We start from the raw sequence: 24,086 nt of genomic DNA, 5'->3' as shown, positions 1-24,086 counted from the left end.
CTCTGCCTGTGTGCATCACCGCTATTGCTTTTTCATTATTAATATTTCTTCCAGCTGGAAGGGGCAAACAGCAGCAGCATGGGAAACAGCTCCAGACGTCCAGCCAGCATATCAAACATCAGCACAAACTTAGCCGGTGCAGAAAAAATAGAGAAGTTCTGCGTGGGGCCCACCAGTTCCAGGCCAGGTCCAATATTGTTCAGGGTCGCTGCCACTGCTGTAAAATTCGTGGTGAAATCCAGCTCATCCATTCCCAGAAGCAGCACGGAGGTAAAAAATACCAGGAAGTACACAGCAATAAAAACATTGGTAGATCGCACAACCTCATGTTCAATCCTGTGCCCGTCCATGGCAATCTTCTTGACGCTCCGGGGATGGGAGATCATTCTCAGTTCCTTTTTAATCGTCTTCAGCAGGATGGTAATCCTGGATACCTTGATGCCTCCCCCTGTACTCCCGGCACAGGCGCCCACGAACATCAGGATAATCAAAATGGTTTTAGAAAACTGAGGCCAAAGGTCAAAGTCCACGGTGGCAAATCCTGTAGTAGTGATAATAGAGCCCACCTGGAAAAATGCATGCCGCAGAGTTTCTCCCCAGCTGCCGAACATATCCCTGACATTAAAAGCAATCAGGAGCGCACTTGCCAGGATAATTCCCAGATACATTCTCACCTCTTCCATCTTCAGGACCTGTCTCGGCTTTTTGTGAATGATAAGGAAATATGCACCAAAGTTTACACCGCTGAGTATCATAAATACCGTTACAATATTCTGAATCGCCGGGGAAAACCCCGCCAGACTGTCAGAATGGGTTCCAAATCCCCCTGTGCCTACCGTTCCGAATGTATGGGTAATGGCGTCAAAAGCTGTCATACCTGCGGCTACCAGCAAGACAAACTCTACGACAGTAATAATGAAATAGATGCCGTACAAAATCATAGCTGTATTTCTCACTCTGGGAACCAGCTTCCCCACAGAAGGGCCGGGGCTCTCCGCCTTCATCAGGTTCATATTGAACCCTCCCACCAAAGGCAGAATCGCCAGAATAAAGACAAATACCCCCATACCGCCGATCCAGTGGGTAAAACTTCTCCAGAAAAGGCTGGCCTTGGACAATGCTTCCACATCTGTCAGAATACTGGCTCCTGTAGTAGTAAAACCAGATATCGTCTCGAAAAGTGCATCCACATAAGAGGGGATATCCCCATTCAACACAAAAGGCAGGGCGCCAAAAGCGCTCATAACAATCCATCCTGCCGATACAATCACAAAGCCTTCCCTTGCATACAGCGAAGTATTGGCCGGCTTTTTATGGGAGAATATAAATCCTATGATGAGGCATAAAACTGCCACTCCCAGAAAGGAGAATCCATCCTGTTCCTGATACAATACTGCCACAAGGCAGGGCAGAGTCAGAAAAGCTGCTTCAAAATTAAGTATCCATCCTAGTATATATAGAATCATTCCGTAATTCATAATCTTTGCCCTAGTCCTCCAATATATCCAGGATATCATGGATTCTGTAATCTGTAACAACAACGATCACAGAGTCTCCCACTCTGATCTTATCCTGTCCGCCGGGAATAATAATCTTTCCGTACCGGTTAATACCACATATCAGTATATTCTTCTTCAGCTGAAGCTTTTCCAGAGGAATTCCAACCACAGGTGACTCCTCTTTAATTAAAAACTCCAGGGCCTCTGCCCGGTTATCGTCAAGCTTATATAGATTCTCTACATTGCTTCCCATAGAGTCCTGCATAGATCGGACATACTGGATAATAAACTCCGTAGTAATGTATTTGGGATAGACAATACAGTCCAGGCCCAGATTTTCAATTACCTCATCAAATGAGATTCTATTCACCTTTGTTACAAGCTTGGCCTTTGATTTACTCTTTGCAAACAGAGAAAGCAGGATATTCTCCTCATCGAAATTTGTAAGAGCCGCAAAACCGCGAATCTGCTCCAAGCCTTCCTCCAGAAGGAGGTTCTGGTCAGTGCCGTCTCCGCAGATAATGCTGGCCTTTGGAAGCAGCTCACTGAGTTCTTCACACCTCTGCCTGTTCTGCTCAATGATTTTAACATCGATCCCCGCATGAAGCAGGCGAAGGGCCAGATAGAATGTAATCTTCCCGCCGCCAACGATAAGAACATTGGGAACCCGGTTTGTCTCTACACCTATCTTTCTGAAAAACTGGCTGGCCCTGCTCGGGGCGGCCACAATGGAAACAATGTCCTTCTCCTGAAGTACAAAGTCACCCAGAGGAATAAAGACCTCCTCTCCTCTCTGCACCATACAGACAAGTACCTCACAGCCCAGCTTGCCTCTGATATTAGAGACGGGTGTGTCATGAAGCTTATTTCCCACAGGGATGCGGAACCGCAGAAGCTCGATCCGCCCTTTGGCAAACGTATCTATTTTAATGGCGGAAGGGAACCGAAAGATACGGGCCATTTCCGATGCCGCGGCATACTCCGGGTTAATTATCATTGCCAGGCCCAGTTCCCTCTTCAGGAATTCTCCCTCGCTGCTGTAGATAGGGTTTCTCACCCTTGCAATCGCCTTGCAGTTTCCCGCCTTCTTGGCGATCAGGCTGCAGAGCAGGTTTCTCTCGTCTGAATCTGTCACTGCAATCAGCAGATCCGTGTTGTCAATATCAGCCTCTTTCAGAACACTATAGCTTGCCCCGTCTCCCACATATCCCATAACATCAAAATCATTTGTAACCCGGGATATCCGGTCCGGATTCCTGTCTACCACAATTATATTATGGTCTTCCTCCCCGCTCAACTGGTCTGCCAGAGTATATCCTACCTTCCCGCAGCCCACAATCATTATCTGCATTTTTCTCCTCCGTAGATTTCGCTTTCCCGTGTTAATTACAGTCTGGCTGTCGGGAAAACAGCTGTCATTTTACTGACAGCCCTAGTAATCTATAATAGCAACTTCTATACTATTTATCAATATCCTTTGTGTAATAATTTTGTTCAATTATTCCCAGGATGTTGTATCTTCATTATAGCAGAGCAACAGAGAAACACAAGGGGAAAAAGTAAGACCGGGAGAAACACCTCCCGGCCTTATCTTTGGCTTATGTGCGGACTTTCCAGCTTTCCTTTTCCTCCGGCAGTACCTTTTTGGTGGTTGCCTCCACCTCCACATCGTAACACCGGAATATATTCTCCACAGTCTCTCTCTCAATCTTCGGGGAGATCAGGCTGACTGCCGGAACAACTATGAAGCCTACCACCATCGCAATTGCACCCGCATTAATGGGAGATGCAATATAGTGGAAAAACATATTGGTAACCGTAATTCCGATGCCTGTGATAAATGAGGCCCATACCCCTGCCCTGGTAACGCCTTTCCAGTACAGGCCGTATAAAAACGGAGCCAGAAAAGCACCTGCAAGAGCGCCCCAGGAGATCCCCATAAGCTGTGCAATAAAGGTAGGGGGATCTAATGCCAGGATAACAGAAACCGCGATAAATACAAGGATCAGCAGACGCATAAACAGCAGCTGTCTTTTTTCCCCTATGCTCCTGAACACCTTTCTTGGCAAAAAGTCCAGAGTCAGGGTAGATGCAGAGGTAAGCACCAGGGAAGACAAGGTGGACATGGACGCTGATAAAACCAGAACAATTACAATTCCCATGAGCATATCCGGGAGTGTGGAAAGCATATGAGGGACAATGCCATCATAGATAATGCTTCCGTCGGGCCCATAGAAAGAAGGGTCGTCAAACAGTCTTCCAAAGCCTCCCATAAAGTAACAGCCCCCTGAGATAACAACGGCAAACAGGGTAGAGATCACCGTACCGGTGGTTACGGCCTTTTCACTTTTAATGGCATAAAATTTATGTACCATCTGAGGCAGCCCCCAGGTTCCCAGAGAGGTAAGAATGACTACTCCCAAGAGGTTTAAAGGATCTGTGCCGAAGAAAGAGGCAAAAGCCCCCATCTGACCAGCCGTTGCGGGAACGTCGCTCGGTATCTCAGACAGCTTTCTCATGGCTTCCATAAATCCTCCCTGACCGCCCAGTACCGCCAAAACCACGGCCACAATTCCGATCAGCATAATTATGCCCTGGATAAAATCATTGATCGCAGTAGCCATATAGCCCCCGAGGATTACATATGCTCCGGTCAGAGCCGCCATTGCGATTACGCATACTGCATAGGGAATATCAAAAGCCAGCCCGAACAGACGGGACAATCCGTTATAGATAGACGCCGTATAGGGAACCAGAAAAACAAATACAATGGCGGATGCCACCACCCTCATAGTATCACTGTCAAATCTTTTTCCAAAATAATCCGGCATGGTTGCTGCCTGCAGATGCTTTGTCATTACCCTTGTTCTTCTTCCCAGAACCACCCAGGCGAGAAGACTTCCGATAATAGCATTGCCCAGTCCTATCCAGGTGGAGGAGACTCCGTATTTCCAGCCAAACTGCCCCGCATATCCCACAAAAACAACGGCTGAGAAATAGGAAGTCCCGTAGGCAAAGGCTGTAAGCCAGGGCCCCACACTCCTCCCTCCCAGCACGAAATCATTCACATTTGTAGCATGTTTTCTGGAATACAGGCCAACAGCCACCATACTTCCAAAAAATAAAATCAGCAGTATCACTTTAATTGTCATTTTTCCATTCTCCCTTTTTGTTCGCTTTAAACCGTTACGCTTTAAACCGTTACGCTTTAACTCGTTAAATTATACTATAAAAAAGAAACCGGGTCAAGGGAAACTTCTTGGACCCGGTCTTTTTCTTTCTAGATATTTAGAGCGTATGCCTCGTCTTCTTCCATTACTTCCATACCGCCTGCTTTTAGGGTCTCTTCCCCTTTGGGGATATCGGATGTCTTCATAATCATAGCCCCTCTGTCCTTTTCCGTACTCAGGGCATACATATATTCCACATTCAGATCCGCCTCCCTTAAAAGCTTCAGAAGCTCGCTGAGCTTCCCGATTCTGTGGGGAATCCTAACAGCAGTAACCTCTGTGAGCATGGCAGAAAATCCATTCTCCTTCAGCACCTTCTGTGCCTTATCGGGATCCGATACAATCAGCCGCAGCAAACCGTATTCGCTGGTATCCGCCAGACTGATAGATGCAATGTTGATATCATTGTCTTTTAAGATAGCAGTCACTTTTTCCAGACGTCCCTTTCTGTTTTCCATAAAAACAGATACCTGTTTAATCATTCGGATGCCTCCTCTCCTGTATTTTACATTCTCAGGCCAGCTCGTACCCTTTCATAAATGCCTTTTTATTGATTTCCACAGTTTTTGGAGGAACTGTATTCTCAATGACAGTCAGCCAGTCTTCCTTTGTAAAATTCATGTGCTGTGCGGCTACCCCCAGCACAATAATGTTAAACACTTTGGAGTTCCCCATATCCTTTGCTTCTTTCATGGCATCCACTGCGTATACCTTGTGTTCTTTTCTCAGCCCCTCCAGAATTCCCTCAGGATATTCTGCAGCACCTGTCACAACTGTAATGGGATCAATTCTCTGATCGTTCACAATCAATACTCCATCTTCTTTTAGAAAATGAATATAGCGGAGAGCTTCCAGTCTCTCAAAAGCAATCAGTACATCTGCCTGACCTTCTTCTACGATAGGTTCAGCCACAGTCTCTCCGTATCTTACATAAGTTACAACACTTCCTCCACGCTGTGCCATACCATGTACCTCTGATAATTTTACATCATATCCCGCATGAATTGCAAGGCCTCCCAACACCCGGCTGGTGAGAAGTGTACCCTGACCGCCCACACCTACTATCATAATATTCTTCGTTGCCATATTACACTTCTACCTCCTCTATTGCATCACTGTGGCACAGCTGCCTGCACAGACCGCAGCCGTTGCACATGGTTTCGTCAATTGCAATGGTTCCATCCGGCAGTTTTGTTAGAGCCGGACAGCCTGGCTTCAGGCAAAGACCGCATTTCTTGCACTTTTCTGACACCGGCCTGCATTTTGTTTTAAATACATTCCCTTTTAAAAGCACGCAGGGTGCCTTTGTGATGATCACAGAGACTTCTTCTCTGGCGGTCTCCCTCTTAAGAGCTTCTTCCAGTCCCTTCAAATCAAAAGCACTGATCTCACACACATGTTCAATACCGATGGATTTGCAAAGCTGCGGAATGTTCACTGCATAAGTAGGCTCCCCTTTCAGAGTCTTGCCGGTAGCCGCATGATCCTGATGCCCTGTCATACCTGTGGTAGAGTTATCCAGAATGACTACTGTTCCTGTAGATTTATTGTAAACCATATTGATCAGAGAGTTAATTCCTGTATGCATGAATGTAGAATCACCGATCACAGCAACCCAATTCTTTATGTAATCTTTTCCTTTTGCTTTCTCCATTCCGTGAAGAGAACTGATGCTGGCTCCCATACAGATGGTGGTATCCACTACACCGAGAGGAGCCACTGCCCCCAGAGTATAGCATCCGATATCACCTGCAGCATGTATTTTTAATTTATTCATAACTGAGTATACACTTCTGTGAGGACATCCCGGACACAGAATCGGAGGTCTGGGAGGTACCGGGGCCGGTGCCGCCACATCCAGCTTCTCGCCGAGCACAGTCGTGCGGAGAAGATTGGCGCTATATTCTCCCTGACGGGTAAAGATTTCTTTTCCTATTACCCGGATTCCCCAGGACTTCATCTGCTCCTCAATTACAGGCTCCAGTTCCTCGAATACATAAACTTTATCCACTTTTGAGGCAAACTCTTCGATTAATTTCCTGGGCAGGGGGTTTACCAGTCCAAGCTTAAGTACGGATGCATCCGGCATAGCTTCCCTTACATACTGGTAAGGGATTCCGCTGGTTATAAATCCTATGGAGGTGTCCCTGTATTCTGCTCTGTTCACGGAGAACTTGCAGCTGTCTTCTTCCAAGCGGTTCATTCTGTCCTCTACCACCAGATGGCGTTTGATGGCATTGCCGGGCATCATAACGTTCTTGCCGATATTCCTCTCATAAGGCTTATCCTCTGGTTCTTCTCTCTCATTTAACTCCACCAGCCCCTGAGAATGGGACAGACGGGTAGTCAGCCTTACAATCACAGGAGTGTCATATTTCTCACTCAGATCAAACGCAAACTTCATGAATTCCTTGGCATCCGCACTGTCCGACGGCTCCAGAACAGGTACCTGGGCGGCTCTTGCCACCAGACGAGTGTCCTGTTCGTTCTGTGAGCTGTACATTCCGGGGTCATCTGCCACAACAAATACCAGCCCGCCTTTGGCTCCTATGTATGATACAGTGTAAAGAGGGTCAGATGCCACGTTCAGCCCCACATGCTTCATGGATACCATAGCCCGCACACCGCTGATTGAAGCGCCGATAGCCACTTCTGCAGCCACCTTCTCATTGGGTGACCATTCTGCATAGATCTCCTTATATTTAACAATATTCTCGCTGATCTCCGTACTCGGGGTACCGGGATATGCAGCGGAAACCTTCACCCCTGCTTCATAAGCCCCACGGGCGATGGCTTCATTTCCTAACATTATCTTTTTTTCTGCCACTGTTATTCTCCTTCCTTTCTAAGGTCAATGACCCTTTTCGCTTTTCCCTCGAACCGCTGCAATGAGTTAGGCGACTGCAGGGAAACCTTTGCATCCAGGCCCAGCACAGTACGGATCTGGTCTTTTACCTTTCTCTCCAGGCCTTCCAGCGCTTTATAAGAATCCATCAGTTTGTCTGCGGATACTTCCACTTTAATCTCCAGGGTATCGGAGTGGTTCTTTCTGCCCACAATAATCTCATAGTGAGGGCCGCACTCCTCTATATTGAGAAGAATTTCTTCGATCTGACTGGGGAATACATTCACTCCCCGAATCTTAAGCATATCATCGGTGCGCCCCAGCAGGTTCTCCATTCTCACAGTCGTTCTCCCGCACTTGCAGGGTTCATACATTAATCTGGTAAGATCCTTGGTTCTGTAACGTATCAGCGGCAGCGCCTCTTTCGTGATACAAGTAATTACCAGCTCTCCGATCTCCCCTGGCGGAAGCACTTCTCCGGTTTTCGGATTAATGATTTCCGGAATAAAATGGTCCTCATTCACATGCATGCCGCAAAGTTCCAGACACTCTCCGGATACCCCTGGGCCCATCAGCTCACTCATGCCATAGTTCTGTGTAAGCATCATGTTGTCTCCCCAGGCCTTGTACATCTCCTGGCGCATAGCCTCCGTCATGAGTTCACTGCCCACCAGGCCAATCTTTATCTTCAATTCTTTCTTGACATCAACCCCGATTTCTTCTGCAACCTCCGCAATCCGAAGTGCGTAAGAAGGGGTTGCGACCAAAAGGGTAGACGCAAAGTCTTTCATAAACATAATCTGCTTTTTCGTATTGCCCGTGGAGGAAGGAACAATAGCCGCTCCTACCTTCTCCAGTCCGTAATGCAGGCCCAGGGCGCCTGTAAACATGCCATATCCAAAACAAATCTGTGCAATATCCCCGCTGGAGGCTCCTCCCATGCATGCGATCCTTGCCACACATTCGGACCATATATCCAGATCCCTCCTGGTATATCCCACAACCGTAGGTTTCCCAGTAGTACCGCTGGAAGCATGAATTCTGCAGAGGTCCTTTTGGGGTACCGCAAAAAGACCAAAGGGATAATTATCCCTCATATCCTGTTTTGTAGTAAACGGCAGCCTTTGCAGATCTTCCAGAGAACGGATATCCTCCGGCACAATCCCTGCCTCCTCCATCTTCTTTCGGTATGCAGGAACCTTTCCGTACACACGCCGGACCGTTTCCTGCAGCCTCTCCAGCTGTATCGTCTCGATATCAGCTCTTGATAATGTTTCTTCTTTTGCCCAAATCATAATTTCTCCTATCTGACCATTCCTTTTTGTCTCCCCAGTGGTACTGCGGAACAGCCATCTGATTCTTTTCCATTCTAGATCATACTGCTTTACTGCGTTAAATCTTATTATAGCACAAATCTACAGAATATTGCACTAGTTTTTTAGCGCTTTAAAGCAGAAAAACCCAAAAACTTCCCTTGTAATTCCATGTTATTTCCCCTATAATAAAACCATTCTCCACCCCAGAAGACCCTGGGGTATAAAATAATGATAAAGGAGGTTTCATGGAAAAAAAGCCCTTAAGGAAACGAATCAACGAGCTTGTCTTTCATGCATCCCGCTATACGGAACTTGTTATTTCCATTATTATTCTGGCTGTAATTGCCGCACTGGTCATTGCTCTTATATATGATCTGACCAGCATGCCCCTTCTGCATATGACTTCAGAATACTTTACCCAGTTCCTGGCAAGAGCGCTGAGTCTTGTTGTGGGAGTTGAATTTGTGAAAATGCTCTGCAAGCATACCCCTGAGACACTTATTGAAGTCCTCATGTTTGCAACTGCGAGGCAGATGGTTGTAGAACATCTTGCCACCTGGGAAACTTTAATTGGAATTCTTGCCATTGCAATCTTGTTTGCTGTCCGCAAGTATCTCTTTTTGAAGCCGGGGGCATCCAATACTTCTGATACCTTTGAAAATTAAAGAACGCTATAGCGGGGACGGGCCTGTACGGCACGTCCCCGTTTTTTCACCTCAGATCAGTTCAAATACCGTTCTTCGAATTCTTCCCAGCTCACAGGATGTCCAAAATAATATCCCTGAATCATTTCAAGACCGCTGCCCTTAACAATCTCATACTCTGCCGCGGTCTCCACGCCCTCCAGGCATACCTCTTTCCCCACATCGTGGCAGAGAGCCACAATGAACCGTATAAAGGTGGCATCAAAAGAGTTCTTCTCCACACCGTCCACAAAGGTTTTATCTATCTTTACAATGTTAACCGGCGTATTTTTCAGTACTCCCAAAGAAGAATATCCGGTGCCAAAATCATCCATCGCTACTGAAAAGCCCATACTCTGAATATCCTCAAATATCCGGGTAATTTTTTCATTTTCCTTTACCAGCAGTGTCTCTGTCAGCTCCACTACAATATTGGTTGCCGGAAGGCAGGCCTCCTCAACAGTGGTTTTCACAAAATGAAGGAAATCCGGCTCCAGGATCTGCAGATAAGAAAGATTAATGCTTACCGTAAACGAACGTTTTTTTCTGCTCCATCTCTTACACTGCTCCACAGCAGTTTTAAAAATCCACTTTCCGGCCTGAATAATCAGACCACTTTTCTCCAGCAGCGGGATAAATTCCATGGGAGAGATACTGCCGAACTCCCTGCACTCCCATCGGGCCAGTGCTTCCGCACCAATTACTCTCCCGGTGGCGGCTTCCACCTGGGGCTGATAATACAGCTGAAATCCCCTGTACTCCTGTTCTATGCTTTCTCTCAATAATTCAACTAAAAGCAGATCCCGCTCCTTATGGTTTAAAATCGCCTCGGAAAAACAGCACATACGGTTTTTTCCGTGATCCTTGGCATACTCCAGAGCATAACCGCAATATTTTATGAGATCCTGATAATTATTTCCGTCATCCGGGTATGTAGCACACCCGCCTGAGAGAGTGCAGTAATATTTTTTATCATTGTACTGCTGCTGCCTGTGAAAGGTTTCCTGAATGCTGAGGAATATTTTATCAAAATCCCCGGGCTGAACATTCGATACCAAAACCGCAAATTCATCTCCGTCCATACGGTATAACCCAGTATTAGACGGAAGGATTGTGGCGATCTTCTGAGCGGTAATGCGGATCACTTCATCTCCAAAATTTCTGTCATACAAGTCATTAATATGCCTGAAATCATCCATTCCCAGCACCATCACCCCAAACGTATCGTCCGGCCGTGTCACAATCCTGGTTTTAATTTCTTCCTCAAACAAAAACTTGTTATAAATCCCTGTGATATGGTCAATCCTGTTCTTTTTCCCCAGATTGGTTACAATCCCGGCAAACAAATCCGGAACTCCAGACTCATCCTTCAGCATATACCCCCGGCATCTGAGCCAGACCCATTCGCCTTTGCGGTTCTTAGCCCGATACTCCACATGATGATTCTGTGTCTTTCCTTCCGCCACCTCCTGATTCGCTTCGAGAAATGCCTCCCGGTCATGGGGATGCACCAACTCGCCCCAGACGGCAGCCGCGTTGGGAACGATTTCCCCCGGCAGAGCAAAGTCCTTCACCATTCCGGGGGCATATCGGAAGGTTCCGGTTTTCATATTTCCTATATAAATATAGTCATCTGTGCTGCGTACCAGGGCATCATAAAGATGTTCCTTATCATAAACGAATTCATCTGTATCTTTTTCCCAATTATCCATCCCCATGCTCCTTTTCCCTGTCCTTACTCTTTTACTGCCTTCTTCAGGATCCCTATCCCCAGGGGATACGGTCCGGTATGGACCCCTATGGTAGCGCCAATCTGATAGATGTCTGCATCCTTCAAAGAGGTGTAATGGGAAATTGATTCAAGCATCTCCTCCCTGAATTCCACAGCTTCCTCATAGTCATATCCATACCCTATCACCATCAGATAGTCTTCCGGATTCTCCCCGGTATCCCGAAAATGTGATTCCACCAGGTCCAGCACCTTCTTTCTGGACTTTCTCCGGCTCCTTGTTATTCCGGAAGGAAAAATCTCCCCGTCCTTAAGGGTTATTAAAGGCTTAATCCCCAGGGTTGTGCCAGCCAGTCCCATTAGTTTCCCCACACGGCCTCCATGCACCAGATATTCCATGCTGCCAATCGTAAAAAATATTCTGCCGCTGCCCTTTATCTCTTCTATTTTGTCTGCAGCTTCCTGAAACCCGAATCCTGCCTTCTGCATCTTTACAGCCTCCAGGACAAGCATTCCCTGCAGCACCGTATTAACACCACTGTCAATCACCTTTATCCTGGCTCCCGGATATTTCTCCAGAAGTATTCCACCGGAGGCAGACGCGGAAGCATAAGATCCGCTGAATTTTGTAGTGATACAAATACAGATAACAGGAACCCCTGCACTGGCAAAGGGCTCAAAGGCTTCCAGATAATCCTGTACGTTAGGCATAGAGGATTTGGGATAGCTTCCGGGATGATCTACCATTCTTCTGTAAAACTGGCGAACGTCCAGTTCCTCTATCTCCTTTTCATACGTCACATCATCAAATGACACATAAAAAGGTACTACCCGAATCCCATATTTCTGTGCCAGTTCCTCTCCCAGATCACAGGAACCGTCGGTTATTATCTGATATTCCATAGCTGCTGTCTCCTTACAGTTCTTTCAGGTTATCCACTACATGCATTCCGTTTCTTTTCAGGAGCTGTCTTGCTTCCTCCGTATACTCGGTGTGAAAAATCATGATGGGTGAGCGGTCAATCTCACTGATAAAAGAATAGATGTAATTGACACTTATATTTCCCTGGGCCATAATCTCCAGCATCTTATTCAGAGCCCCCGGCTCGTCTGCCACAGAAACTCCCAGGACAGTACCCACCCGGACCATAAAGTGATTTCTTTTTAAGATACCCTCAGCCTCTTCCGGCTGATCTACAATCATCCTCAGGATCCCGAATTCCGGGCTGTCAAAGGATGATATAGCCATCAAATTTATCCCTGCATCCTTCAGGCATTTCGTAACCTGCATAAGGCTCCCTGGCACGTTTTCAATAAAAACGGAAAGTTGTCTAATCATTTTTAGTATTCTCCTTTGTTATATTTTTATGAATGAATCTCTATGTACTCCCCGCAGGATGAACTTTTCAGATAAAATTCTTCAAATTTTTCCAGCGGAATGGGTTTATTAAAGTAGTATCCCTGGGCATAGTCACAGCCAAGGACTTCCAGTACCTCAAGCTGTTCTCTGCTTTCCACTCCCTCGGCCACACTCTGGATCCCCAGCTGTCTGCAGGTCTGGAGAAAATTCTTCACTACAACCCTGGTCTTCTCATTGGAGAACAAATCGGAAACCAGACTCCGATCCAGTTTCAAAACCTCCAGCTCCATGGCTGAGAGAATGGACATATTACTGTATTTAGCCCCAAAATCATCCAGCGCAATCCGATAGCCCAGGGAAGCTAATCTGCCGCTGATCTCCACTATGGTTTCCCGTTCTCCCACGCTTGCGCTCTCTGTCACCTCAATCTCAATGAGATTTCGATCCACCTGATACCTCTGGTAGATCTCCTCAATTTTATGGATCAATCCCTCTTCTAAAAGGGTGGTACGGGAAAAATTCAGGGATACGGGGATACACGCATATCCCTTTTCTTTCCATCTTTTCAGGGCTCTGCATACTTCCTCAAAGATATACAGGTCCACGTGCCGGACATTCCCTGCCTGCTCAAGCTGGGGAATAAACTGGGCAGGCCCCACGATTTTCCCATCAGAATCGATATACCGCACCAATGCCTCCGCCCCCACAATCCTGCATGTGGAGATCTCTGCCTTAGGCTGTAGAAACATATGGTAACGCCCGTCCTGTATATCCTTCAAAAGTTTTTTCAGCATTGCCGGGTCATAATGCTTGGCAATATTCTGTGAGCTTCTGTAATATTCCTGTTTTGCAAGGAGCATCCTTTCATCTGCTCTGGTTATGGCGTGTTCCAGACTCATCTCTGTATCAGTCCAAACCGCCCCCAGAGATATACTGGAGGGATAAGATGCCTCCATGGCAGCTCTCATATCCTCTACACAGTCCGAAAATGCTTTCTGCGACAAATTTTCAAATACAGCAAGAAACTCATCTCCGGCAAAACGGAAAATCCTTCCTCCCTTAAACTTTTCACGCATTACCCTTCCGGTGAACTTTACCATATAATCGCCGTAATCATGGCCATACTGGGTATTCAGCTGCTTCAGACCGTTAATATCGGCAGAGACTACCCCAAGGGAAATCAGGGTATCTTCGGAAAGACTGTCCCGGTAGGACAGAAAGCTGTTACGGTTCTCCAATCCGGTGAGCGCATCATGATAGCTGAGGTATTCCTGCTTTTCATGAAGTCTCCTCCTCATGATCTCATATCCCACAAAATGCCGGACAAAATGGAGTACTGTCGTCCTTTCCATATGTCTGGCCCCATTCTCCACGCCAATATATCCCGAGATCCCATTGTGAACTTTATCCATGGAAACCACCTGGAAGCTGAAGATCCCCTCTGCTCTCAGTATCTCTGTCTCTTCGGGATATATCCCCGCAATCTTGCTTATATCTGTAACAGCCATTTGATTCTTAATCTGCTGCAAAAGCGCTAAAGGAATAGACGTTTTGGAAGGTAACCCATCCCTTCTCCATTCTTTGAGATACTCCGTCCGCTCCATATCATCACCCAAGATGAGTATATACGTGTGTTCTGCCCTGAAGTATGCTCCCAGCTCCCGCAGTACCTCCTCAAGTACCTGTTCAATATCCAGGGATGAGGTAAGGGAATAGACACACTTAAGCAGAACATCCTCCTCCTTCTCCGGTGCAGCTCCCGCCCCATTCTCTCTTGCTGTTCCTTTAAGTTCCTGAATCACCAGATTCTTCTCAGCAGCCATCGCCTGGGAATACATGACACAGCAGTCTCCGCCTCTTTCCTTTGCAGCGTCTAACGCCTCCTTTGCTTTGCCGCAACCTTCCCGGATGTTTTTTATACCGTCACCAGAGACTGCGATCCCCACAGATACGGTTACGGGCACCTCCAGTTCAGAAAATACGTATGACATTCTTACTGACTGGCGGACATCCTCTGTCTTATACGACAGATCCTTTTGCTGCTTTGGTCCCGGAACAAGCAGAAGAAGCTCATCCTCACTGTATCTGCCCGCCAGATACCGGCTCCCAAACTTCATATCTAAAAGACTGCTGAGTTCTTTTAAAACATTGCCGCCCTCCCCGTATCCGCAGCACCTGTCAATTCTTCTGAAATTATCTACAGAAAAAAGTATCACTGCAAAATCATGTCCCAGACTTCTGGCATTGCGGATCGCCGCATTCATGATACTGAACGCGGTTTCCTTATGATAAGCCCCGGTGAGACTGTCTTTCTCAGCTCTCTGCTTCAGTCCCAGCTCTAGTTTTTTCTGGTAATCTATATCCCGCATCTTTCCATAAGCATACAAATCCTGCGTAACCGCATCCTTTACCAGACTCACCGAGGTACCGATCCAGATCAGCTTTTCGTTCAAATCCAGCCAGCGGTACTCCAGGGATACCTGTGACTGTCCTTTCACATAAGCGGACTTTAATGCTTCTGAGGACATAATCTTAAGATAACGCACCTTGTCCTCGGAATTTACAATTCTGGACACTCCCTGTTGCACCAGATCGTCATAGTTTACTGCACCTTCTTTCCCTTCTATATTCAGGATCTCGGATTGCAGATATTCCACACAATTTCGGGTCAAATTCACCCGGCTGCTGGCCATGATTCCCTCAGACATGGCAAATCTCATCTGAAGCTCTTTCTGGTAGTTAATCTCCGCTTCCTTTTTTGCCGTGATGTCCTCGCCCACGGCAATGGCGCACTGGGGAAGGCCATCTTCGTCGAATATGGAGGTATAAACTACTTTCTCCCACCACCATCCGTTCCCCCGGGGATTTCTTGTGCGGATCTCTCCCTCAATCCTGGGCGCTCCCTCCCGGATCTTGCGGTACATCTCCCGCACTTCCTTCACACTGTCCGGATGAATATGTCCGGACTCAATGAGATACTCCGGCACATTTTCAACAATCTCCCCAAAACCATGGTGCTCTCTGGCACTTTCTGTAAGGATCAGTCTCCGATTGGGGATGTCATACTCCCACACGTTCATGTGGGTCTGCTGCAGCGCTATCCGGTATCTCTCCTCACTTCTGGAAATCTGGGATAAAAGGTCATGTCTTTCTGTCGTATCCAGGATAAAACCGCTCATTACACACCCGGTGGAACGGTACTCCAAAGCCCCGTTTACCCATATCCAGCGAATCTCTCCCTGTCCGGTAATAATCCGCATTTCCCACTCCAGAACATGCTGCCCGGTGTATGTGGCCCTGCTTATTAAGTCCTCCACCCGCTTTACATCTCCCGGAAAAACATTCCTCCTGCACTGATTCCCAAACTTTTCTTTCATTTCCTGCTTCGTATAGCCCATGATCTGATAGTATATATCATTGCCATACAGCAGCGTGTAGTTTTCGTCCATGCGGATCTGAAAGGTTCCTCCCCTGGAAGCCTTCCGGTACAAAGCCAGCTGGTTGTCCTGCTCTTCCTGCCCGCTGTCTGCAGTCTGCAGGCTTTTGTGCTCCATATTCTCCTGATAAACGGTATATTGATTTTTCCCATTATCCTTAGAAAAATAGGCAGCCACATCTGCTTTCTCAAAGAGTTCCAGATACGTGGTGCCGTCATCGGGAAAGAAACAGATTCCTATACTTCCGGATATCTCATAATGAATATCTGAGTCCTCAAAAGAACGGTAAAACATCTTGCCTATTTCTTTTGCTTTGCGGATAATCCCCTCTTTCCCTTTTATATCTGTAAAGAATGCGATAAATTCATCGCCGCCCACTCTTCCCACAATGTCCGTACTTCTGGTAATGCTTTTCAGATGACGTGACATCTCCGTGAGTACAGAGTCTCCGTAAATATGGCCAAAATTATCATTGATCCCCTTAAAATTGTCTATATCAATCACAAAGAGAGCCGCCGCCTCACTGCTGCTCTCAAGATACTCCTGAATCATAGACTCTGCGGCCTTTTTATTATACAGACCCGTAAGGGGATCCTTTAAAATCTGTTCCTGAACAGATATCTGCCTCTTTTTGCGGACGGAAATATCGTGGTAAAAGATAAGGGCATAGGGTTCTTTCCCCTCCTCTTCCATCCGTCTGGAACTAAAGACAGCCCACTTTATATCTCCGTTTTTGCACTGCAGCCGGTATTCTGCCAGAAGCACCTTTTTTTCACTGAGTTTACCGCAAAATTCCTTCCATCCATTTCCGGGCTCCTCAGAAATAATCACAGGGGCAATCTTATTCTGAAACTTTTCTGCAAATTCCGATTTTGTATAATCCAGCATATTGTAAAAGCCATCATCTGCCCACAATATGGTTCCTCCCGCATCGCAGCCGCAGGTAAGTACGCCGCCCACACATGCAAAAAAGGTCTGATCTGATGTTTGCTTCATGTTCATTTTGCCCCCCTATGTTACTTTTTCTTAAGAAACACAACCTTGCTTTTCAGTTTGTTTTCCGTTACCTCCAGCTGGGGAATGCTCTGGACAAACTTTGCAAATGTTGCATAACCATAATCCTTCACCTTAAATTTATCAAATTTCTTATGCATCCGGTTTCCAAGGGCAGCAAGCTCCATACCCTCCTCACCATTCTTCTCAACCAGCTCAATGGCATAGGAAGCCAGCTTCTGCTTCTTTGTTTTATTGTCCTTCATCTTTACTGTTATGGCATTATTTATTTTCTTGAGTTCAAATCCGTCCATCTCTTCCAGAAATTTTGACAGAGAACTGTATCCGTAATTGCGGACATCAAAATCCGAGTATTTCTTCACCAGACGGCTGCCAATCTCACCCAGGCCGGTATCCTTTCCCTTATCATCATTCTCACTGATAATAGAAAGAATATCATCTTCAATATTCCCCTTGCTGATAATCTCTCTTTTCTTCTTCGGAATTCCGGCAGCTTCTTCGTCCGGCTCGGTCCCCTTTTCCTCCTCCTCTTCATCCTGATCCAACAGAATCTCCAGATTCGTGAATACCGTACAGGCCGCCCGGAAGGATCTGGGCGTTTTTTCCTCTCCCATACCGATCACCTCTTTGCCAGACTCTCTGAGCCGGCTTGCCAGCCTGGTAAAATCGCTGTCACTTGATACAATGCAGAAACCGTCTACATTATTGGTATATAAAATATCCATAGCGTCAATGATTAATGCCGAATCCGTAGCATTTTTGCCTACGGTATTGCTGAACTGCTGAATGGGCATAATGGAATTCTCCAGAAGGGCCTGCTTCCACTTGGTCGTCTGGGTGCTGGTCCAATCCCCGTATATTCTTTTGTAAGTTATCACGCCGTACTTTGTCATCTCATCCAGAATCCCGGAGATGTATTTGGATGAAATATTATCCGAATCAATTAATACCGCAAATGTTTTGTCAGCCATAACGCTTATGCCCTCTTCTTTCCTATCATACATACTTCTATTTTCCCTTATTGGAGAGATTGTGTCAAGAAGTTTAGCTCTCCCTTCACATTTCCCCCGCAAAAAGGCTTGGGTCCGGACCGCATCTGCGGCCGGACCCTGCATTTTATTTTAAAAACCCATTTACAATCTGCTCTTCGGCTTCCTGTTCTGCCAGCCCCAGCGTCATAAGCTTAATAATCTGCTCTCCCGCAATCTTTCCGATAGCTGCTTCATGAATCAGTTCCGCATCCGGATGGTTCGCAGTAATTTCAGGAACTGCGCTGATCTTCGCGTGATCCATGATAATGGCATCACACTCTGTATGCCCGCTGCATTTGGCATTTCCATTAATCTTGGAGATAAACAGCTGGGTAGACTCCTCCTTTGCCACAGATCTTGAGGTTACATTTGCCCTGGCGCCGTCTCCGTTGAGATCTACCGCAAATTCACTGGTAGCCGTCTGGCTGCCATGGGTCATCAGCCGCTCCATTACCACTAACTTCGCACCGTCCCTGAGAACTGCCCGCGTCTCCCTCTTGGTGGAATCCACACCTTTAATCTGAACCGTATCCATTTCCATATAGCTGTCCTCTTCCATCTCAACGATAGTCTGAGGATTCATAATTCTCTTGCCCGTACCGTCGCCGCTTCCATAGTGCTTTTCCACATATTTGACTTTTGCATTCTTTCCTATAAAAAACCGGTGAATCCCGTCGTGTCTGCTGTTCTCGGCACCCCCATTGTGGATTCCGCAGCCTGCGATAATGGTGACATCCGCATCTTCACCGATATAAAAATCATTGTATACCACCTCGGTAAGACCAGCCTGACTGAGAACTACCGGGATATGGACACTCTCCCGCTTTGTACCGGGTTTTATGATAATATCGATTCCCGTGCCGTCCTCCTTAGAGACAATATCAACAGTGCTTGTGGTATTCCGCTCTACACTCTTGCCGTTGGCCCTGATATTATAGGCCCCTGTGGGAATTGCGTGGAGATCTGCCACTTCTTCCAGCAGATGCTTTTGTATTGCGTCCATTTATTTCACCTCCATCTTATAGCAGGAGGCTCCGTAGGAATCCTCTCCGCTGAGAAGATCCGGGAGAATCTCATCCCTGCTGCCCTGTCCTTTAATCCCGCCGTCTGAGATTACTACGATTTCATCGGCAATATTCAGTATCCTCTCCTGATGGGAAATTACCAAGATCGTTCCGTGGATCTTTTCATGCATCTTCTCAAATACCTGGATCAGATTCTGAAAGCTCCACAGGTCAATACCGGCTTCCGGCTCATCAAAAATAGAGATCTTAGTAGATCTCGCAAGAATAGAGGCAATCTCTATCCTCTTAAGCTCTCCCCCGGAAAGGCTGGCATTGACTTCTCTCTTAATATAATCTTTTGCACACAGCCCTACCTCTGAAAGATATTCACAGGCTTTTGTAACCGTTATATTCTCTCCGCTGGCCAGCTGCAGAAGGTCAAAAACTGTTACCCCTTTGAAGCGGACCGGCTGCTGAAACGCATAGCTGATTCCCAGACGGGCTCTCTCCGTAATGTTTTTATCCGTAATGTCTTCTCCGTTCCAGAGAATCTGCCCCTCTGTAGGTGCCTGAATCCCGGCAATGATTTTTGCAAGGGTTGACTTTCCTCCCCCGTTTGGTCCTGTGACGGCGATGAACTGGTTATCCTTCAGCTTCAGATTTATATTGTGCAATATTCCTTTTTGTTCTGCATCCTCTGACACGTCGAAGGAAATATTCTTTAATTCCAGCATCTTCCTTCCTCCTTTGTATTTCTTTTTTGGATCAGTCAAATACCATTATACATCTTTCCCGTGCTTCTGTCTGCAAGAACTTTGGAAATCTCAAAGATAGGCTTCGAACTTCTCCACATTTTCATCTTTCCCAATTACCACAATAATATCATTTTTTTGGAATCTGTAATCAGGTCCTATCTCCGTCTCTGTCCGGTTTTCATGCTCAATGGCTATAATATTCAGTCCGTACCGTTTTCTCAGCTCTACTTCCACCACACTTTTTCCCACAATCTTCTCTGTGGCCTTAATCTCTGTAATCTCCACACCATTCTCCAGGGGCAGATAATCCAGCAGACAGCCTGTCAGCAGACGTTTCCCTAGTCTCAGTGCCATATCCCGCTCCGGGTAAACCACCTCTGCGCCTATCTTTTCCAGTACCATACCCTGATCCCGGCTGATGGCTTTGGCAATTACGTTAGGGACCCCCAAGTTTACCACATTTAAGGTAGTAAGGATACTGGTATCTATTTTCTCTCCGATACATACAATCACCGTATCACAGTTCTGTATCCCTATCTCCTCCAGCACTTCCTTTGTAAGCTCTTCTGCCACATAAGCATGTTCTGTATACTGGCGGATTTCTTTTACTTTACTTTCATTGTTGTCCACAGCCACCACTTCTTTTCCCGCATCCGCCAACGTGACTGCCAGCGCCTGGCCGAATCTCCCAAGGCCTATAATTCCATAGGAAACGTCTGTCTTATTTTTTCTCATAACCCTCTCCTCCTTAACCAATGGTTATACTCTCTTCGCTGTATCTGGCCGCTGCCGCAGGCCTAAAGCTCCAGATCGAAGCAATCGTCAGGGGACCTAGCCTGCCGATAAACATAGTTAGTATTACAATATATTTCCCCGCATCTCCCAGCTCAGGTGTAATTCCTGTGGAAAGTCCGACTGTACCAAACGCGGAGGTTATCTCAAAAAGAAGCTGAACAAAAGTGTATTCCGGTTCCAGGATACACAAAAGAAAGGTTCCCGCACACACCACCAGCATCGACAGAAAGGTAATAATAAATGCCTTTGATAACACTTCATAGGGCAGCTTCCTGTGAAAAGCAGAACAATGTTGATTGGTGGCCGCGCTTTTTGTGGCCTGCACCAGGGCAAAAAAAGTGCTGGTTTTTATTCCTCCCCCGGTGGAACCAGGGGACGCGCCGATAAACATCAGAATAATCAGCACAAAAAGCCCCGCGTTCGTAAACTCTCCAATGGGATATGACGAAAACCCTGCGGTACGGGCCGATACACTCTGGAAAAATGCTCCCAGCCAGCTGATATCTTCCGTTGCTTTTAAAAGCAGTGTACCTGCAGCCAGCAGAATTACACTCATGGTAACCACTACTTTCGAGTGAAGACATAGCTTTTTAAAGGACCGTTTCCTGCCTATATCCAGGATAACAAGAAATCCCAGACCTCCGAAAATAATAAGGCCGCTGGTGGTAAGATTCAAAAGGATGTCATTCTGGTAAGGGATCAGATTCCTCAGCCCTCCCAAAATATCAAAGCCGGAATTATTAAAGGCAGCTACCGCATGAAACACACTGATTCCCAGCGCCTGTAGCGGAGGATAGTCCTGCGCAAATACCAGAAAGCTGAGTGCCGCCCCTGCGGCCTCAAAGCAGAGTGTCATCAGCAGTACCGCCTTTACCAGCCGTACCATTCCTTTCAGGCTTCCCACATTCATGGCTTCCTTTACCATCAGCCTTCCCTTCATTCCAACCCGCTTTCCTGTTAATAAGATCAGCCCTACCCCTACGGATGTGACCCCCAAACCTCCGATCTGGATCAGAAGAGCCACAATTGTCCTTCCGAATACAGTAAAGTGATCTGCGGTATCAATGGCGATCAATCCAGTAACGCATACTGCACTTGTGGAGGTAAAGAGGGCATTAATAAAACTCACCTGCTGCCCCTCCCTCACAGAAACCGGCATCATCAGCAAAAATGTACCTAGCAGTATCACACCGGCGAATCCCAACACAATCAGACGCCCCGGCGACTGCCGCTTTAATAATTCCATAATTCCTCCCCCGGAAAGTAAAAAGCGTAATCACGTCCGTCTGGGACGCCCATTACGCTTTTTTTCCTTATATAATATGTTCCTGCAGCGTATTGGGAATCATCACATGGATGATTCTAGCCGCATTATAGAAGAAGGCCTCCTAAGAATCAAGCAATCCGGAGGATTCTTTACGAGTTCTTAATTTTCTGTCTGATTTCAGTGCTAAGAGAGCTTTTCCATCCTTTGTTCTGCCTCTTTCATAATCATTCGTATCTTTTTATCCTGTTCCTCACTGACTGGAAGAAATGGCTTCTTACAGCAGTCCTGCATCCCAATCCCACGGATAACCATAGCTCTTTTAATGACCGGAATAAAGGTGGCTGATACATCATAGATGGCCATCAGACCGTCCACAATCTGCTGAATCCCGGAAGCCTTCTCCATATCCTTTTTATCCACAGCATCTACCCATGAGGCAAATAATTCTGGATAGATATTGGACAGACCTCCAATGCATCCGCTTCCCCCGCCCAAAAGGTTATGTACAAAGAATTCGTCAAAACCTGAGAGCACCATAAAATCAGGAAATTCACCCATCACGGTGTTAAGAAGCTTTCTGGTATGTCCCATATTCCCCAGCGTATCCTTATACCCTATAATGTTGCTGTGCTTTCTCAGCAGATTCCTTGTAACTTCGGGACTGAGATCATATCCTGTTCTGTCCGGGAAATTATACAGGAACATATTGCCGCGAATGTTGGCCGCTACTTCATCATAAAAGTACTCTACATTCTCATCTGAGAGAGAAAAATAGTAAGGGCTGATTACCATCACCGCATCTGCCCCTGCATCCAGAGCATAATTAGACAATTCCACGGTCTCCTCCGGTGTCATACAGCTAGTTCCTATGTATAATTTTGTCCTGCCTCCGGCAAAGTCTGTAACCTGGTCAATAATGGCCTCTTTTTCCTCCCTGGACATGGCAAAAAATTCTCCGATACTTCCCATGATGACCAGCCCGTCAACCCCGCCTGCAATCAGATGTTCCCATATCCTTCTGTTTGCGTCCATATCCGGACGGCCATTTTCATCAAATGCAGTTACTACCGGAGTAAAATAATTCCCTTTTTTCATTTTTCTCTTCCTTTCTCTGGTTTTTATCTTACATAGTACTTATATACGTACTATATATGTATTTACGTACCTATAGTTGTATCCTATCACCTAAAGAAAGGCAAGTCAACCATATTTATCAAAAGATTTTCTCTTCTGCAGCGGTTTCTCTTCCTGTCGATTTCTGTTATAATTTGAAGAGTTGAAAGGAGAATTCATATGCCAGCAACCAGTCACAGACCAACCGAACGGGTACTTGATATCCTGGAATTATTAGCAAGCACACCGGAAGGATTGACTCTTACTGAAATTTCCCATACGTTAGATGCCCCCAAAAGCAGCATCATGCCCTTGGTTCACACCATGGCACACCGAAAGTTTATCTTTTTAAATAAAAATACATCACGCTACCAAATCGGGATAGCCGCATTTTCCGTGGGGACTTCCTATACCAGCAGTATGACCGCTCTGGAATTTATACACCAGGAAATGAAAACCATTGTAAGGCAAACCCAGGAAACCTGCCAGCTGGGCATCCAGGAACAGTCTAATCTTTTGTATATTGCCAAAGAGGAATCTGAAGCCCCCATCCGTCTTGTGTCCTATGTAGGCAAACGAATGCCGCTCTACTGTACGGCAATGGGAAAGGCAATCCTCTCCCATGCTTCCCCTCAGAAGGTGAGAGAGCTCTATCCGCGCGGCTTATATCCGGTAACCCCAAAAACCATTACGGATTTTGACGTATTGCTCCGGGAATTGGAGCTTTGCCGGATCAGAGAATATGCCGAAGAGAGGGAGGAAGCTACCGAACAGATCTTGTGCATCGCAGTCTCTCTGGTAAAAGACCATGAGGTCGTGGGCGGCCTCAGCGTCAGTGTCCCCATATACCGTGACACTCCGGAAAAAAGCGAACGAATTATTACCCTTTTAAAAGAGAGCAAAGGCAAAATCGAGGCCTATTTCCGGGAAAATGACCTGGATGCCTCCAGCCTTACTTTACTTCATCCCTAGAACTGTCCCATACTGACTATTTACAGAAAGCAGGTG

At 46.5% G+C, this 24,086-nt stretch carries 19 protein-coding genes; 2 read left to right on the top strand and 17 right to left on the bottom strand.

Annotation, left to right across the window (positions count from 1 at the left end; all coding sequences use genetic code 11):
• Positions 1–38 precede the first annotated feature (38 nt).
• The 7 genes from GKG41_RS14060 to GKG41_RS14030 all read right to left on the bottom strand — a co-directional run bounded on the left by GKG41_RS14060 (position 39) and on the right by GKG41_RS14030 (position 8,869).
• Positions 39–1,478: a TrkH family potassium uptake protein gene (locus GKG41_RS14060; protein ID WP_154259656.1), complete on the bottom strand. Its 1,440-nt coding sequence runs from the start codon at positions 1,476–1,478 to the stop codon at positions 39–41.
• Between the two features lie 10 nt (positions 1,479–1,488).
• The gene (gene trkA / locus GKG41_RS14055) at positions 1,489–2,850 is read right to left on the bottom strand and encodes a Trk system potassium transporter TrkA (RefSeq protein ID WP_154259654.1); all 1,362 of its coding nucleotides are present in this window, start codon (positions 2,848–2,850) and stop codon (positions 1,489–1,491) included.
• 247 nt (positions 2,851–3,097) lie between these two features.
• Positions 3,098–4,651: a sodium:solute symporter gene (locus GKG41_RS14050; protein WP_154259652.1), complete on the bottom strand. Its 1,554-nt coding sequence runs from the start codon at positions 4,649–4,651 to the stop codon at positions 3,098–3,100.
• A 128-nt stretch (positions 4,652–4,779) separates the two neighbouring features.
• Positions 4,780–5,211: an ACT domain-containing protein gene (locus tag GKG41_RS14045; protein ID WP_154259650.1), complete on the bottom strand. Its 432-nt coding sequence runs from the start codon at positions 5,209–5,211 to the stop codon at positions 4,780–4,782.
• Positions 5,212–5,242: 31 nt separating this feature from the next.
• The gene (locus GKG41_RS14040; protein WP_154259648.1) at positions 5,243–5,815 is read right to left on the bottom strand and encodes an indolepyruvate oxidoreductase subunit beta; all 573 of its coding nucleotides are present in this window, start codon (positions 5,813–5,815) and stop codon (positions 5,243–5,245) included.
• A 1-nt stretch (position 5,816) separates the two neighbouring features.
• Entirely contained in the window at positions 5,817–7,538 is a 1,722-nt protein-coding gene (iorA, locus tag GKG41_RS14035; protein WP_154259689.1) for an indolepyruvate ferredoxin oxidoreductase subunit alpha, read from the bottom strand.
• Positions 7,539–7,558: 20 nt separating this feature from the next.
• Entirely contained in the window at positions 7,559–8,869 is a 1,311-nt protein-coding gene (locus GKG41_RS14030) for a phenylacetate--CoA ligase (protein WP_154259646.1), read from the bottom strand.
• A 266-nt stretch (positions 8,870–9,135) separates the two neighbouring features.
• Between GKG41_RS14030 and GKG41_RS14025 the strand changes: the two genes are divergently transcribed.
• Positions 9,136–9,555: a transporter gene (locus GKG41_RS14025; RefSeq protein ID WP_154259644.1), complete on the top strand. Its 420-nt coding sequence runs from the start codon at positions 9,136–9,138 to the stop codon at positions 9,553–9,555.
• 56 nt (positions 9,556–9,611) lie between these two features.
• Here the strand turns inward: GKG41_RS14025 and GKG41_RS14020 are convergent, their stop codons facing one another.
• From GKG41_RS14020 to GKG41_RS13975, 10 genes are all read right to left on the bottom strand, one after another.
• Entirely contained in the window at positions 9,612–11,285 is a 1,674-nt protein-coding gene (locus GKG41_RS14020) for a GGDEF and EAL domain-containing protein (RefSeq protein ID WP_173015488.1), read from the bottom strand.
• 23 nt (positions 11,286–11,308) lie between these two features.
• Entirely contained in the window at positions 11,309–12,205 is an 897-nt protein-coding gene (locus GKG41_RS14015; RefSeq protein ID WP_154259640.1) for a DegV family protein, read from the bottom strand.
• 13 nt (positions 12,206–12,218) lie between these two features.
• Complete coding sequence (locus GKG41_RS14010) at positions 12,219–12,641, bottom strand: amino acid-binding protein (RefSeq protein ID WP_154259638.1); 423 nt, start codon at positions 12,639–12,641, stop codon at positions 12,219–12,221.
• Positions 12,642–12,667: 26 nt separating this feature from the next.
• The gene (locus tag GKG41_RS14005) at positions 12,668–17,101 is read right to left on the bottom strand and encodes a diguanylate cyclase (protein ID WP_154259636.1); all 4,434 of its coding nucleotides are present in this window, start codon (positions 17,099–17,101) and stop codon (positions 12,668–12,670) included.
• A gap of 14 nt (positions 17,102–17,115) precedes the next feature.
• Positions 17,116–18,117 carry an NYN domain-containing protein gene (locus GKG41_RS14000; RefSeq protein ID WP_347563329.1) on the bottom strand — a complete coding sequence of 334 codons (1,002 nt, stop codon included), beginning with the start codon at positions 18,115–18,117 and terminating at the stop codon, positions 17,116–17,118.
• A 112-nt stretch (positions 18,118–18,229) separates the two neighbouring features.
• Positions 18,230–19,147, bottom strand: coding sequence for a SufD family Fe-S cluster assembly protein (locus tag GKG41_RS13995; protein WP_154259634.1), 918 nt, complete (start codon positions 19,145–19,147; stop codon positions 18,230–18,232).
• Positions 19,148–19,882, bottom strand: coding sequence for an ATP-binding cassette domain-containing protein (locus GKG41_RS13990; RefSeq protein ID WP_154259632.1), 735 nt, complete (start codon positions 19,880–19,882; stop codon positions 19,148–19,150).
• 90 nt (positions 19,883–19,972) lie between these two features.
• Entirely contained in the window at positions 19,973–20,638 is a 666-nt protein-coding gene (locus GKG41_RS13985) for a TrkA family potassium uptake protein (RefSeq protein ID WP_154259630.1), read from the bottom strand.
• 13 nt (positions 20,639–20,651) lie between these two features.
• The gene (locus GKG41_RS13980; RefSeq protein WP_154259628.1) at positions 20,652–21,944 is read right to left on the bottom strand and encodes a potassium transporter TrkG; all 1,293 of its coding nucleotides are present in this window, start codon (positions 21,942–21,944) and stop codon (positions 20,652–20,654) included.
• 204 nt (positions 21,945–22,148) lie between these two features.
• Positions 22,149–23,060: a dihydrodipicolinate synthase family protein gene (locus GKG41_RS13975; RefSeq protein WP_154259626.1), complete on the bottom strand. Its 912-nt coding sequence runs from the start codon at positions 23,058–23,060 to the stop codon at positions 22,149–22,151.
• A gap of 198 nt (positions 23,061–23,258) precedes the next feature.
• On the opposite strand from GKG41_RS13975, the gene GKG41_RS13970 reads away from it, so the two are divergent.
• Positions 23,259–24,050 carry an IclR family transcriptional regulator gene (locus GKG41_RS13970; protein WP_154259624.1) on the top strand — a complete coding sequence of 264 codons (792 nt, stop codon included), beginning with the start codon at positions 23,259–23,261 and terminating at the stop codon, positions 24,048–24,050.
• Positions 24,051–24,086: the final 36 nt, after the last annotated feature.

Origin of the sequence: Lactonifactor sp. BIOML-A5 (assembly GCF_009677585.1) — a bacterium.
GTDB lineage: Bacteria > Bacillota > Clostridia > Lachnospirales > Lachnospiraceae > Lactonifactor.
Note: the sequence above shows the minus strand (reverse complement) of the source record. Positions and strands in the feature narration are given on the sequence as shown.